The organism is Paenibacillus sp. AR247, from assembly GCF_002968895.1.
Lineage (GTDB): Bacteria > Bacillota > Bacilli > Paenibacillales > Paenibacillaceae > Paenibacillus_AQ > Paenibacillus_AQ favisporus.
Window position 1 is genome coordinate 1,534,401 of record NZ_PCZT01000009.1, and the last position, 13,950, is coordinate 1,548,350.

General features: G+C 56.8%; 12 protein-coding genes and 3 pseudogenes. 2 read left to right on the forward strand and 13 right to left on the reverse strand.

Going from position 1 to position 13,950, the window contains the following annotated elements; all coding sequences use genetic code 11:
* Positions 1-248: 248 nt before the first annotated feature.
* The 13 genes and pseudogenes from CPT76_RS39795 to CPT76_RS15375 all read right to left on the reverse strand — a co-directional run bounded on the left by CPT76_RS39795 (position 249) and on the right by CPT76_RS15375 (position 11,890).
* A complete protein-coding gene (locus tag CPT76_RS39795) occupies positions 249-1,451 on the reverse strand; it encodes an ABC transporter substrate-binding protein (RefSeq protein ID WP_374954679.1) in 1,203 nt (400 codons plus the stop codon).
* Positions 1,443-2,022, reverse strand: a pseudogene (locus CPT76_RS42105) (GTP-binding protein); the annotation flags it as partial. The pseudogene CPT76_RS42105 and the gene CPT76_RS39795, both read right to left, overlap by 9 nt.
* 129 nt (positions 2,023-2,151) lie before the next feature.
* Positions 2,152-2,460: a metal ABC transporter solute-binding protein, Zn/Mn family gene (locus tag CPT76_RS39800; protein ID WP_258168637.1), complete on the reverse strand. Its 309-nt coding sequence runs from the start codon at positions 2,458-2,460 to the stop codon at positions 2,152-2,154.
* Positions 2,402-3,103: pseudogene (locus CPT76_RS39805) on the reverse strand (metal ABC transporter solute-binding protein, Zn/Mn family); the annotation flags it as partial. The gene CPT76_RS39800 and the pseudogene CPT76_RS39805, both read right to left, overlap by 59 nt.
* Entirely contained in the window at positions 3,100-3,633 is a 534-nt protein-coding gene (locus CPT76_RS15335; protein WP_308737590.1) for a metal ABC transporter permease, read from the reverse strand. The gene CPT76_RS15335 and the pseudogene CPT76_RS39805, both read right to left, overlap by 4 nt.
* Positions 3,527-4,660, reverse strand: a complete 1,134-nt coding sequence (locus CPT76_RS15340; RefSeq protein ID WP_308737591.1) for a DMT family transporter — start codon at positions 4,658-4,660, stop codon at positions 3,527-3,529. The genes CPT76_RS15335 and CPT76_RS15340 overlap by 107 nt, the downstream gene beginning before the upstream one ends.
* A gap of 80 nt (positions 4,661-4,740) precedes the next feature.
* The gene (locus CPT76_RS15345; RefSeq protein ID WP_105443504.1) at positions 4,741-5,223 is read right to left on the reverse strand and encodes a hypothetical protein; all 483 of its coding nucleotides are present in this window, start codon (positions 5,221-5,223) and stop codon (positions 4,741-4,743) included.
* 141 nt (positions 5,224-5,364) lie between these two features.
* Positions 5,365-6,234, reverse strand: coding sequence for an MBL fold metallo-hydrolase (locus tag CPT76_RS15350; RefSeq protein ID WP_258168525.1), 870 nt, complete (start codon positions 6,232-6,234; stop codon positions 5,365-5,367).
* A gap of 288 nt (positions 6,235-6,522) precedes the next feature.
* Positions 6,523-7,566 carry an MFS transporter gene (locus CPT76_RS15355; protein ID WP_105443506.1) on the reverse strand — a complete coding sequence of 348 codons (1,044 nt, stop codon included), beginning with the start codon at positions 7,564-7,566 and terminating at the stop codon, positions 6,523-6,525.
* On the reverse strand, positions 7,556-8,608 hold the full coding sequence (locus tag CPT76_RS15360) for an ArsR/SmtB family transcription factor (RefSeq protein ID WP_105443507.1): 1,053 nt from the start codon (positions 8,606-8,608) through the stop codon (positions 7,556-7,558). Before CPT76_RS15360 ends, CPT76_RS15355 begins: the two co-directional genes overlap by 11 nt.
* A 197-nt stretch (positions 8,609-8,805) precedes the next feature.
* Positions 8,806-9,345 (reverse strand): glycosyl hydrolase family 18 protein, encoded by a 540-nt coding sequence (locus CPT76_RS15365; RefSeq protein ID WP_105443508.1) that lies wholly within the window; start codon positions 9,343-9,345, stop codon positions 8,806-8,808.
* Positions 9,290-10,072: an FGGY family carbohydrate kinase gene (locus tag CPT76_RS15370; RefSeq protein WP_105443509.1), complete on the reverse strand. Its 783-nt coding sequence runs from the start codon at positions 10,070-10,072 to the stop codon at positions 9,290-9,292. Before CPT76_RS15370 ends, CPT76_RS15365 begins: the two co-directional genes overlap by 56 nt.
* Positions 10,073-10,099: 27 nt before the next feature.
* The gene (locus CPT76_RS15375; RefSeq protein ID WP_105443510.1) at positions 10,100-11,890 is read right to left on the reverse strand and encodes an L-fucose isomerase; all 1,791 of its coding nucleotides are present in this window, start codon (positions 11,888-11,890) and stop codon (positions 10,100-10,102) included.
* Positions 11,891-12,390: 500 nt separating this feature from the next.
* Between CPT76_RS15375 and CPT76_RS15380 the strand changes: the two are divergent.
* Both CPT76_RS15380 and CPT76_RS15385 read left to right on the forward strand, forming a co-directional pair.
* A pseudogene (locus CPT76_RS15380) lies at positions 12,391-13,394 on the forward strand (LacI family DNA-binding transcriptional regulator).
* Between the two features lie 13 nt (positions 13,395-13,407).
* Positions 13,408-13,950 (forward strand): potassium transporter TrkG (locus CPT76_RS15385; protein ID WP_308737594.1); only part of this gene is annotated, 543 nt, incomplete at its 3' end.

A 13,950-nucleotide genomic window follows, 5' to 3' on the forward strand; every position in this document is an offset into this window, starting at 1 on the left:
GCCATGAACGAGCAGATGAAGTCGATCGAGGCGGTCGTCGATGAGACCGAAGCAATGAGACAGGCCGTGTTCCAGCTGCAGAAGACGATTTCAGATTTTTAAATTCTAATCGGCATACATGAATAAAGCAGGCATACAGCGGGGTTCATCCCGCGGCATGCCTGCTTTTATTATTTTGCAACAGATGATGTCCTACGCCTCATCAACGTTTCATACTTGAGCATGAGCTTCGCTTTTGCAGTCTTTCGTCATGCCTGTTCCAGCCATACGTCCTTAAAGTCAATCCACCCGAGGGGATTCAGGCTGACACCGCGTACCGAGGGATGTAAAAAGGTACTCAGCCTCCGGTGGTGCAGAAAAATGACCGTCGCCTCATCGCGGAGATGCTCCTCGATCTCCTTCAGGAACATCCGCCGCTGGTCCGTGGATGCGGCCGCCACGGCCGCATCGATCCGGCCGGTAATCCACTCCTTCCGTTCATGGTCAAAATAAGCCTGCATGACGCAATCCCGGTGTTCATAAGCTTCAATTTCGCATACCTCGTCTTCGGGAAATACCAGGCCAGAGATGACGAAATCCGATTCCGGCCACTGGTCATAATCCAGGGTCTCAATTTGGATTCCCCAGGCAGCCAGCCGGTTTACGACCCACATGCCGTCTTCCCCATATTTTTGGTGGCATGCAAAGCGGAGGACCTCTCCGTTATAACCCGATTCTTCCAGCGCCCTCCGGACGCGATCGGGACGCGTCGGTTCCACCGCGTGGGAACGGCTCGCGTCTGGGCGGAATCCAAAAGCCGGCAGCGCCCGTTCGCCGCCCAGCTCCGCCACCATATCACCGGGATGCAGGATCATCCGCACGGCCCGCCGGAACGCCTCCGACTGCTGCACACCTTCACGTGACACGTTCCAGGTAAGCAGCGTGCAGCCCTGGCACAGTTTCTCGATCTCCTGCCAGGTATCCTCCGGCGTACTTCGGTCCATACGCATCGTATCCAGGCTGTGGTGAACCTTGGCGATTCCGTCCATTTCCGTGCTGCAGTCTTCCGGCATGATCACGATGTCGACGCCGTCCAGATACGGCCTCCCCTGAAAATAGGCGTCAAACGCCGCCATCTCGATCCGGCCGCTGGTCCAGGTGACCAGACGGAACGGTCCCGTTCCGAGCGGATGGCTCCAATAGCTGTCCTCTTCCATGCCTGCGAAGCCGAAGGGCAGAATCGAAGCCGCCGCCGAGCACATGAACCGGTCAAACATCCGGTTAGGCCGGTTCAGCTTGACCCGCAGAACCCGGGGTCCGATCGTCTCAACACGCTCCACGCCTCGCATCAGCCATCCGTTGGCCGTCCCGTCCTTAAGGCGTTCGAGCGTGAACTGCACATCGCGTGAGGTCAGCTCCTGCCCGTTATGGAAGCGAACCCCCTTGCGCAAATAAAACGTCCATTCCCCCACCAGGTCGCATTTGTTGAGGAGCAGCACGTCGCAGGTTTCGATCTGATCGATGAGCAGATCGGCCACATCGCGGTCATCCTCCTCCCCGGCGCCTTCCTTCCGGTCGAGCAGCGTCTCCCCTGAGGCGAAATCATGCCAGAAGCGGTACGCATCGACTACGGTAACCATGCAGTCCAGCCGGGCGTATTGCGTCAGGTCGATCCCGGGAGGCCTCGTCCTGGTAATGAAACGTTTGCGCAACGGGGATCGGCTCGGAGATGCCTGTCGATTCGATCAGAATGTAGTCAAATCGCCGCTCCTCCGCCAGCTTGCGGACTTCCTGCAGCAGGTCGTCCCGCAGCGTGCAGCAGATGCAGCCGTTGGACATTTCGACCAGCTTTTCGTCCGTACGGGACAAGGAAGTCTCCGATTGAACGAGCCGCGCGTCCACGTTAATTTCGCTCATGTCGTTCACGATGACGGCGACCTTGACGCCTTCGCGGTTGTTCAGCACATGGTTTAAAATCGTCGTTTTGCCAGATCCGAGATAACCGCTCAAGACGGTGACCGGAATGACGGATGATGGGTTCATAAGAGCAAGTCCTCCTGTAATGGGATTATTCATTCAGCGCCTTCACCAGCGCCGTTAAGTTTGCCTGCATAATCTGGAGATAGTCGAGGTTATTGGCTTCGTCTTCGGCGGTCAGCCCCTCGATCGGATTCAGCACGGCCGACTTGCCCCGACCTCTTTGGCGATCGTATCTGCTACACTGGAGGATACCAGCGTCTCGAAGAAAATCGTCTTCACCTGATGAGCCTTGGCGAACTTCACGACCTCCGCCATCGCCTGTGCCGACGGTTCCTGTTCGGGAGAGAGACCGGCAATCGGTACCTGCGTCAGTCCATACGTGTGGGCCAGGTATCCGAAAGCTGCATGCTGCGTAATAAAATCTTTGCGCTTCGTGCCCGACAGCTCTTTCGTGTACTGCTCGTCCAGCTGCTGCAGCTTGGCTATGTAGGCAGCGGCCATTTTTCCCAAACTGTGCCTTGTGCTCCGGCGCCTTTGCGGACAGCGCTGCTTCGATCGTGCGGACTTCTCCGATGGCAAGCTTCGGCGACAGCCAAACATGGGGATCGAAAGCGCCGTGATCGTGCTCGTGTTCATGCTCATGGGCAGGCTCCTCTTCGTGCCCGGTTTCCGTTTCAGTCGCATGCGCGTCTCCATCTGCAGCGTCATGGTCATGGTCATGATCGTGGTCTTCTTCTTCCGTTCCCGGGATCAGCTCCAAGCCCTTGCTCGCTTCTACCGCTGTCATCCCCTTGCTGTCCGAGCCGGAGACCACCTGATCCACCCAGCTCTCCAAGCCGGCTCCGTTATAGACCAGCATGTCCGCCTGCTCGATCGCGGCCATATCCTTCGGCGTCGGTTCCCAGTCGTGGGGCTCGGTGCCTGCAGGAACGAGCAGATGCACGTCCGCCAAATCGCCGGCAACCTGGCGGGTAAATTCATACATCGGGTAGAAGCTCGTTTCGATTTTGAGTTTGTCCTTGCCGGCCACGGTCGCCGCAGCCGGCTCCGCGCTCTCATTCTTCGCTGCCGATCCGCATCCGGCCAGGACCAGGATCATCGAACTTACGATAAGTGCAGATAGAAAGGGTGTTCTTTTATTCATGATACGTTTGTCTCCTCTTCTTGATATGATGTGCTCATTACCTGCCGGGATGCGGACGGAACGGCCCTGACCGCTTCTCCCAAGTGGCGCTGTCTGCGGCGCTGACCGACCTTCTGGACGGCAATGCCCGCAAGTAGGATCAGCAGCAGCGTTAGCGCAATCGTGCCGCCTGGCGGAGTATCCGTGTAATAGGAAGCCGTCAGGCCGCCGAACACGCCGGTCAGGCCGGCACAAACCGCCAGGATGCACGCCTGCAGAAAGCCGCCGGCAAAGCGCAGCGCAAATGCGGAAGGCAGCACGATCAGTGCCGAAACCAGCAGGACGCCGACGATGGGCATCGCCGCAGCCACAATCAGTCCCGACATGACCGCGAATGCGAACGTCAGCAGCTTGACCTGTACGCCGCCCACGGCAGCCGTCTCCTCATCGAATGTCAGCGTATAGAGGTGGCGCCGAAGGACGGCGAAGAAGATCAGTCCACCCGCCGTCACCGCGGCGATGATCATCAGCTGCAGTGGATTCACGGCCACGATGGAGCCGCTTGGCTATGTAGGCAGCGGTCATTTTTTTCAAACTGTGCCTTGTGCTCCGGCGCCTTTGCGGACAGCGCTGCTTCGATCGTGCGGACTTCTCCGATGGCAAGCTTCGGCGACAGCCAGGAATATCGCTTTTCGGCCGGGTTTTGAACTTTCCGGCGTTCAGAAATACGATCAGGCCGGCAATCGCCAGCAGGCCCCCCGCAAGCTGAAACAGCGTGATCGCTTCACCAAGGATCAGGAACGCAAGCAGGCTCGCCCCAACCGGTTCTCCCAGGATGCTCATCGAAATCGTCGATGCGGGCACGTACTGCAGCAGCCAGTTAAACAGCAGATGGCCAAATACCGTCGGGACGACGGCCAGCAGCAGGAATATTCCCCAGTCCCGTCCCGGGTATGCTGTAAAAGACACCCCGGCTGCCGCGTTATATACGGCAAACACGACCGCAGCCGAAAGAAACACGACAAAGCTGTACACAAAGGAAGGCACGCGGGCGACCATTTTTTGCCCGATCAGCATGTGCACGGACACCGCGAGCGTGCCGAGGACGGACAGCAGATCGCCAAGCAGATTGTCACGGGAAACGCCGATATCGCCGAGTCCGATCAGAACGGCTCCGGCAATAGCGACCACCATGCCCGAAATGGCGGCAGCCGACGTTTTTTCCTTATAAAAGAAGAACGCCCCGATGACGATAAAAACCGGCTCCAGCGCTAATATAATCGTTGAGCTGGAGACGCTCGTCAGCTTGAGCGACCCCATCCAGAGCAGGAAGTGAAGCGCGAGGAAAAAGCCGGACGTCCCGAGGAGAAGCCAATTTTTTATGGAAAGCGCGCGTAGTTCCTTCCAATGAGGCTTCAGGAAGGGAAGCATCAAAATCGCGGTGAACAACAGACGGTACATGCCCTGAACCGACGCAGGCGCGGACGACCATTTTACGAAGATGGAAGAGAACGATATCGCCGTAATGCCGATCAGTAATGGAATGAATGTAGGTAGGGGTGCGGATGTTTTTCTCATGGATGTTCCTTTCAACTGACATAGGGTGCGTTACAACATGTTATTGTAGCACGCCTCATCCGCCCCGTCATGCCGAAAGTTTAGTACGGACGTCTGGATACGACCCACCATCCGCATAGCATGGCCGCCGATATACAAAATAACAAAATATGGGCATTGTAATAGAGTGAATTATTATATGGATTTAGTGCGCCAAGGAAAAGCGGCGAGCCAAGCCTCTCCGTCATCTGACGGTAGGTATCCACCCACTGCATGATTTTGCGGTACTGGAAATAAACGGAGAGGAGCAGGGCTAGCAGGGAAAAAAGCGGTAACCAGATCCGGTAAGCCTTCTTTACGATGTGGTCGCTGAGGTCGTCAAAATATTTGACGGCCATAATAAAGGTCGCGATCATCAGCATCAGCGCGGCCGTCCAGGCCGGAAACAAAAACAGCAGTCCGGGATTGCCGTTGCCGGATATCGTCCTTCCATTGTACCGAAAGGTCGTCAGGTCGACGAGATACACGAGGAGTACGCACAGCAGCACAAGCACGGCATACCATTTCACCGATTTTACGGACAAGAGTGCGGTTCACTTCCTTTCTTCAAACGTTGTATTTTGATAAAAAAAGCCGTATTCCACGGAGTATGGCCCCCGTTGTACGGCTGAGCCGTATTCCAGGAGTATGGCCCCCGTTGTACGGCTGATCATTCTAAGCTGCGATTAATGTTCGTACCGTTTCACATAGGTCCCATGATCCGGAATAGCCAGGCTGTCGAATTGTTCCGCCAGCCTCTTCAATCCCGCCGCCAGCTCCTCGCCGGTTACGGGCTCTCCGTGCCCGGTGACGGCTGCATCCGGGTGCAGAGCCTCCAGCCGTTTGACCGACTGCCAGGCCGCAAACCAATCCGGCGTAAAATACCGCGGCGGTCCGCTAATTTCCACCTTCTGGGTCAGCACTTTGTAGAGCTCATCCTGGCGGACGGTCGTAAAGGCATCCCCAGCAATCAAAGTCCGGTCCCTTTCCCGGAACAGGGATACATGCCCGGGCGAATGTCCCGGCGTAGGGATCCACCGGTAATCCGGCATGCCCGGTACGCTTCCGTTATCCGGCAGCGGCTTGACCCATGGTCCCACGTTGACCGGTTCGTTCGGAAACGCAAAGGACAGCTTCGCGAGCATTCCGCCCTCCACGGTCGGGTCGGGCTTCGGATAGCTCTCCTGTCCCGTCAGGTATGGCATCTCCAGCTTATGGGCATACACCGGGACTTCCCAGTGCTTCACCAAATCGATCAGTGCGCCCACGTGGTCAAAATGGGCATGGGTCAATATAATCGCTTCCGGACGGCGGCCGGACCCGAAGCGCTCTTCCACCGTCCGGATGATGTCGTCCGCCGAACCCGGCATTCCTGCATCGATCAATACGAACGATCCAGCCTGCGGGTTACCTGCCAGCACAATATTGACGATTTGCACCGTGTAGCTGTATACGTCCGGGCGTACCTCCACGCCCTCACCGCTGGCCGCCGTGGTGGCGGGAATATAATGATAGTCTGATCCGTAAGACAGCTCTTGATCGGTACCTTTCTCCATAGTCAACCTCTTTTCCTTCATGTTGGTATGTAAAACGGTTGTTTTCCTATGGATATTTTCTCAAATCACCCGCCGGATTATGTCTGAAAATCATCGTCCAGGCCACACCGGTTCCCGTCACAGCCATAATCAGCAGTCCGACCGTCAGGAACAGCCGGGGAATTCCGTACGCCGCGGCGCAAAAAAGTGCCGTAGAGGATACCAAGCGGCCCGGCAGATTTGACGAGCAGCAGCCGCATCGATAAGACCTGCCCAAGGACCTGCTCGGGGACCAGCCTGTAGAAAACATTACTGCTGAAAAACATTCCAGAACGGCATCGCGATTCCCGCGGCCAGCTCGATCACCAAGGCAGCAGGCAGGCTGCGAACGAGCGACAGCCCAACGTAAGTCGCCCCGCCGATCAAGAGAGCGGCGAGCATGGTGCCAAGCATCGGGGAGGTTCCCCTTATTCTGCCGGCTGCCCAGCTGCCCAGCACATACCCGCAGGGAAATGCGGCCGTAAACCAGCCATATTCCGCCGCGCCCCCGCCAAGCACCTCCGAGACGTACGGGATATACATCGCCTGCGTAGCCGCTACGCCAAAGCTGGTAACGGAGACGAACAAAGCGAGCGCCACCAGCAGACGGTTGCCCGAAAATACCTTCCATCCGGCCCGGATCTGACCGAACCAAACCGCTCCCGCGCCTGATCGGCCTTGTCCAGCAGAAGCAGCGTAGGCAGGTGGCCCCTCCCGAATGCAGCAGATGCACAGGAAAGAGCCGGCAAACAGCAAGGACAGGATCAGAAGGAGGGTTCCCGGTTGAAGGACCTGCACGCCAAGACCCGCCAGCGGGAAGGCTAAGGTCCGCATCAGCTGCACGCTTCCCGACATCCATGCATTTTTGCGGGTCAGTTCTTCCGGCCTTACCAGCTTCGGAAGCAGGGCACCGGAAGCAAGGTCGTACATGACAAACGAACTGATCCAAGATGCCGTATACAATATATATGACTGTCTTTCCCCGGCTATCCACATCAGACCCGCGGCAAGATACACCGCAGCCCGGACGGCTTCCGACAGCTTCATGACCGCCGTTCTTTTCCACCGGTCGATCAGTGGACCGGCAACCAGTTGAACGCTCCATTGGGAAGCGAAGCTGATCAGCCACAGCCCTCCCATCGCCGCTGTGGAGCCTGTCACCTCATACAGCAGCCAGGAGAGGGTAAACGTACCGCAGGTGCCGGCGAACACGGACAGCAGCTGGTCCGCATACAGCCATGCGAAATTTTGCGGCCACCGCCTCGGCTGTGCGAAATCACCCTCCGCTTGTTCCGGGCTCTGCCTATTGATCATGGCTGCCGGTCAAAAATTCGTTCAGCTCCCGTTCATGATGTTGCAGCGACTGCGGGTTCCATGCATAGCTGCCGCCCTTCACCCGGATAAGACCGGCTGCGCGCAGAACGGCCAGATGATGATGCACCGTCGTTTTCCCCAGCCCCAAGGCGTCGGTCAGCTCCTTCAGCGTCCGGTCCTTCCCGGCGATCAGCTTCAAGGCGCGGAGCCTTTTGTCATCTCCCAGCGCCTTGTAGATCTGCACCAGCCTGGCTGGAGGTTCGTAAGGATCCCGGAGCCCCGGCAGGCTGGTCTCGCTGACAGGATAATAGAATACCTTCGTTTGCGGCAGCGAAGCCTCGACCGTAAACGGCCTATAAATGATATGAGGAATAAGCAGCACCTGCTGAACCCCCGGCTCGGGGGCATACTCCACACCGGTTGCCCTCAGAACAGCCTCCTCAGGTGAGAGCGTCCGAAGCCAGGCCTCCTTCTCCTCCGCATCCCGCTTCAGCACGGCCGCCGTTATCTCCCGCTCGCGTTCCATAAACTCCGCGTCCCACAGCTGCAGCAGAGCAATCAGATGGTCCCTAAGCGTATCGGCATCCATCGTCATCACATCATGAATCAATTGTGGAAAAAAACGGTGTCCGCGGCAGGCATCCATCATCTCTTCCGCACCTGCAGCGTCTCCTTCCGCCGCCCGTCTGCGGGCTGGCTCCAAAGCTGTCTCCAGGTACGGGAGCACAAGATAGCGGAACTCCTCCCTGCTTAGAGCGTGAGCCTTAAGAGCAAAGCTTTCAATCGTCTCGCAGCTCAAGGAATGCAGCAGCTGGAGCAGCATTTTCCAAGTGTTATGCTCCTGGCAGAACTGAAGCTCGGCTTCGAGCCGGCTGCTGGCTCTTTGGCGCAGCTGGGCATAATATTCGCCGGGCTTGTCCAGCGACCCGTGAAGCTTCGGGTAGGTGAGCACGGCTGCACCCAGCGCGCACTCATTCCAGATGGAGGTCTGCACTTTGGCCTCATAGCTCGTTCTTTTAAAGGAAAGATCCAGCAAGTTCATCCCTATTCTCCTTCCAAAATTCCATGGTATCGATACCGGTGGATTCCAAAATCTGGACTAATATGTTTTATTCTAATCGATCAGCTTCATTGGTTCAATAATTATAGAACACTAAATTCTAATTTTATTGAACATATATATAAAAATAGAGCCTGATCTATCCCAAGATCAGACTCCACTTATTTTACTGCTTATGATTAGTAGGAAGCATACCTTTCCGCATTGGACATCGCCGTCCATACGTCAGGCGTCTCCGCCCCCATATACCAGAAAGCGTAACCGGCTACTCCCCGGTCGGCTGCCATGACATATTTTTTCGTGATGGACCGGCTGTCCTCAATCCATATTTTATGGGTATATCCCTGTTTTTGATATTTGAAAACGTATTGCCCTAGACTGTCGTCCCAGCTGCGGTTATAGGCCACGGAACGCGTGCGGACGCCCTGCTGTGCCAGGTTCAATTCTTCCGAAGTGGCTCCTCCTTCTTTCAGCGTCCAGTCCCGGGTGTAGAATGGCAGGGCCAGGATCGTCTTGGACGATGGCACGGAGCGAAGAAGCTTGTCCAGCGCGCTTTCCACCCAAGGGTAAGAAGATACGGACCCGGCGATCGGGTCGCCGCCCCAATGCTCATCGTAACCCATCAGAATGATATAATCCGCCGCCTGTCCCAGCGCCTTATAATCAAAGGCTTCCGTCCAGTCGGTACCGAGGTCCGGACGCCACCGCGGCCGCCGTATCGTGGCCCGCCGCGGCGATTACCGCCATGTCCGGCACCTGCAGCTCCTCACGGATGTCCTGCCGCAGCTGTCCCAGCATCGTTCCCGGCATCACGATCTCCGAGAACAGCGATTCCGGAATGGACAGCGTGTTCAGAATGTCGCTATGCCATTTACGGCTGCGCGGATCGAGCAGTCCGCTCGTGCTGGCTATCGTATATTCATTGGCCATGACGCCAGACAAATAGTAATGAAACAGATCCGGCATCATCAGCATTTTTAGCCCGTCCGCTCCATAGCCGGAGCGGACCTTCTCCTCGGCATACAGCTGATAAATCGTGTTGATCGAGGAGGAGCGGATGCCGGTCAGCCGGAACAATTCTTTTTCCGGAATCGCTGAGAACACTTCCGGCATGACCTGTTCTGTCCGCAGGTCCCGATAATGATAAGGGTTGCCGGCTAGTCTCCCCTTGGCATCCACCAAGCCGTAATCAACGCCCCAGGTGTCCACCGCCACCGATACCGGGGCACCGCCCGCCATCCGCCGGGAAGCGTGAATGCCCTGCTTCAGCTCATGGAACAGCCGCAGAAAATCCCAGTGGAAATGGTCCCCGAGGCGAACCGGTTCGTTATTGAAACGATGCACCTCGCTTACGGTCAGCGTTCGGCCATTGAATGCACCCGTCACGGCGCGTCCGCTGCTTGCCCCGAAATCCACCGCCAGCATGTGTAAGGATTGCGAACCCATTAGCCTCACCTCACCCGTAGAAAATGCTTACTTGTACAGCGGTCCGAAGTTTTGGCAGGCCCGGAAGTCCGCTCCCTCCGGATCGCTTGTTCCGAACAGCCCCCAGGCTCTCGGACGGAATACCTGCTCTTCCGAAACGTTGTGCATGCTCACCGGAATGCGCAGGATCGAAGCCAGTGTGATCAGGTCCGCGCCGATATGGCCGTAGCTGATCGCACCGTGATTGGCTCCCCAGTGATCCATCACGGAATACACGTCTTTGAACGCTCCCTCGCCCGTCAGGTTCGGGGCAAACCAGGTGGTCGGCCACGTCGGGTCGGTCCGCTGATCCAGCTTGTCATGCACTTCCTCGGGCAGGTCGACCGTATATCCTTCGGCAATTTGCAGGACAGGACCAAGCCCTTTGACCAGGTTCAGCCTGGACATCGTTACCGGCATGCCGCCGCGCGTCAAGAAGTCGGACGAGAAGCCGCCCCCGCGGAAATATTCCACTGCCGCCGGGCGCCAGGACGTGGCTTTGAGGCAGTTGTCCGCGTCCTCCTGCGTAATTTCCCAGAACGGCTTCAAGGCAGGCTTGCCGTCCTTCATCTGCTCCCCGGTACCATCCAGCGCCGCCGGTCCGGAGTTAATCAAATGCAAGAGGCCGTTCGCCGCGGCTCCGCCGAGCTCATGACCGGTCACCCGCTTCACCGCATCGGGACTCCAGTATGTACGGACGTCGGCAAAGATTTGGGCGGTATTGGTCAGCAGGTAGCCGAACAGCATCGATACGCCGTTCAAGCTGTCATTTTCGGTGGCCACCAAATAAGGAGCCCGGATGCCGTTCCAGTCGAACGAGGAATTCAGAATCGCTTCATGGAAGTCACCGTTCGGGAAGTGGTCCGTCCACTGCCGCTGTCCCTGGAAGCCGGACACGATCGCGTGATGGCCCATGGCCTCTTCTTCAAAGCCGAGCTCCGCCAGACGCGGATTGCCCACCATCAGGTCGCGAACGATCTGCGTCATTTTGACAACCGTCTCCCAGTCCTTATCCTTCTTCTCGCGCGAAGTCCGGATCGCTTCAGGGTTGTTGTCCGGCCCCTCGTTGCAGTTCTCCTTCACCCAAGCCATGGCCAGCGTGAACTCTTCCGGATCGTAAATTTCCTCTTCGATCCGTCGCGTAATTTCCGACATATCCACGTACTCGTTGCGCATGCCCAAATATTCCTGGAAGAAGTCCGGATCGATCATCGAGCCTGCGATGCCCATCGACACCGAGCCGATGGCCAGGTAGGATTTGCCCTTCATCGTTGCAGCGGCCAGACCGGCTCTGGCAAAACGCAGCAGCTTCTCCTGCACGTCGGCAGGAATCGATGGATCGTTCAGATCCTGCACGTCCCGGCCGTAGATGCCGAACGCCGGAAGTCCTTTCTGCGCATGGGCAGACAATACGGCGGCCAAATAGACCGCTCCCGGTCTTTCCGTACCGTTGAATCCCCATACCGCCTTCGGAATCGAAGGATCCATGTCCATCGTTTCCGTTCCGTAGCACCAGCACGGCGTCACGGTGATGGATACGCCTACGCCGGCTTTGGCAAATTTGTCGGCGCAAGCCGCCGCTTCCGCCACGCCTCCGATGCAGGTGTCGGCAATGACACATTCTACCGGGGAGCCGTCAGGGTAACGAAGCTGTTCGCCCAGAAAAGCAGCGACCGACTTCGCCAGATTCATGGTCATATCCTCCAGGGACTCCCGAACCCCCTTCCGTCTGCCGTCGATCGTCGGCCGGATGCCGATCTTGGGGAACCCGTGCTTCCATCTTTCGTTCTGGTTGGCCATCGTTTGTTTCCTCCTCAGCTTTTCTTATGATTTTTCATTGCTTACGATTGGGGTTACCGGTAACCCTAAAATAAAAAATATACAGCCTTCCAATCCGTCGTTCCTATGAAAAACGTCAATCGGCATGCATTTTCAGAATACAGAACAAGCCTGGCGGAAAGCGACATGGATCGATCGGAGCACCGTTACTAAACCGGAACACGTGCTGATCCCTTCAAAAAAAGAAGGGTGCTTTCCTGAAATTTCAACGCTGCTGCTCTATATAACATACCGGTCCCGCTGCCTCGTCCGCTCTTTAGATCGTCCTAAGCTCCAGGTACAAAACGCCTTGCATGATTGCTTGAATTGGATCTGCTGCATTGATGCTGGGTCAAATGCTCAAAAAAATGTATAATGAGTTATCGGTAACTTTAAAATAACAATGAAAGCGATTACTGTCAATCCGTATTTTCTTTTATCCGGGCGGTTCTGATAGAATATACAGCAAAGAGGGGTTTACATTGGTAACGATTTACGATATAGCGCAAAAGGCCAACGTGTCGGCCATGACGGTCTCCAAGGTCATCAACAACACCGGGCGGATCAGTGAGGAGACACGCCGCAAAGTCAAAAAGTGATGGAAGAGCTTAATTACATACCGAATTCAAATGCCCGGAGCCTTGTCCTGCAGCAGACTCAAATTCTGTCCCTGCTCATCACGGACATCACCAACCCGTTCTATACGAGCCTGGCCCGCGGTGCCGAAGACGGTGCCAAACAGTACGGCTACCGCCTTCTGTTCGGCAACAGCGACGAGGATTACGCGAAGGAAAAGGATTATGTCGACATGATCCTGTCCACGCGGGTCGATGGCGTGCTGTTTGCTCCTGCCGGGGACCTGTCGCTGAAAAATCTCGAGAAGTTGCGGGCTCACAACATCCCGTTCGTCATTATGGACCGGGCGGTGCCCGGAATCGAGTCGGATATGATCTGCGGGGACAGCAAGGAAGGCGCCCGGAAGCTTGTCGATTACCTGATCGGGCTGGGCCATCGCCGCATCGCGCTTGTCAACGGTTCCCTGGACGTCTCCACGGCCCGGCTCCGTTATGAGGGATACGCGGAGGCGTTGGCCCTTCAGGGCATCCCGTTGGATGAGACGCTTATCATCCACCAGAACTACCGCGATTACCATGCGGATGATCATCTGGAGCAGCTGCTCGAGCAGCCTTCTCCTCCGACCGCGATTTTTGCGGCCAACAACGTATTGGCGGTCGGTGTAATCCGGGATCTGCGCGAGCGCGGCATCCGGGTGCCGGAAGACATTTCCGTCGTTTGCTTTGACGATCTTGATCTCTCGTCGGCACTCGACCCGTTTCTAACGGTGGCGGCACAGCCGGCTTACCAGTTTGGCGCCATGGGCATCCAGCTGCTGGTGGAGCGGATTCGGGGCAGCTCCGTTCCAGAGTCCCGCAAGGTGATTTTGCCGTCGGAGCTGGTGATCCGCTCGTCTGCCAAACCTATCTAAGTCACAGCAAGAGGTGAGTTTCATTTTACAAAAAAGCATGACCCGGGGGCATTGGTCCAAACGGCTGCTGACGCCCCCTAAAATTCTGGTGTTCGGGTTTCTGATTATGATCGCTGCCGGAACCCTGCTTCTGTCGCTGCCGGCAGCGTCGGCTACCGGCATCTCGATCGGGCCCCTGAACGCGCTGTTCACGGCAACTTCAGCCGCCTGCGTGACCGGCCTTACGGTCGTCGACACGGGAACGGCTTTTTCCGTGTTCGGACAAACCGTCATTCTGCTATTGGTCCAAGTCGGCGGCATCGGCTTCATGACGATGGCGACGCTGATCGCGCTCGTGCTGAACAAGCGGATTTCGCTGAGAGAGCGGCTGGTTTTGCAGGAAGCGCTGAACCACGGCACCATCGACGGCGTAGTCCGGCTGGTCAAGAAGGTTATTCTGTATTCCCTGCTGATCGAAGTAGTGGGGGCACTGCTGCTTGCGGTCCATTATGTCTTCTCCCTTTCCTTGCCGCTGGGCAAGGCGGTCTATTTCGGTGTCTATCACAGCATCTCGCTG

Bases quoted from the DNA above. Each gene is read 5' to 3' on its own strand.
- CPT76_RS15370 (WP_105443509.1), bottom strand. From the start codon at position 10,072: ATGGGTTCGCAATCCTTACACATGCTGGCGGTGGATTTCGGGGCAAGC.
- CPT76_RS15350 (WP_258168525.1), bottom strand. From the start codon at position 6,234: ATGGAGAAAGGTACCGATCAAGAGCTGTCTTACGGATCAGACTATCAT.
- CPT76_RS15375 (WP_105443510.1), bottom strand. From the start codon at position 11,890: ATGGCCAACCAGAACGAAAGATGGAAGCACGGGTTCCCCAAGATCGGC.
- CPT76_RS15360 (WP_105443507.1), bottom strand. From the start codon at position 8,608: ATGAACTTGCTGGATCTTTCCTTTAAAAGAACGAGCTATGAGGCCAAA.
- CPT76_RS15340 (WP_308737591.1), bottom strand. From the start codon at position 4,660: ATGAGAAAAACATCCGCACCCCTACCTACATTCATTCCATTACTGATC.
- CPT76_RS15355 (WP_105443506.1), bottom strand. From the start codon at position 7,566: ATGATCAATAGGCAGAGCCCGGAACAAGCGGAGGGTGATTTCGCACAG.
- CPT76_RS39800 (WP_258168637.1), bottom strand. From the start codon at position 2,460: ATGGCCGCTGCCTACATAGCCAAGCTGCAGCAGCTGGACGAGCAGTAC.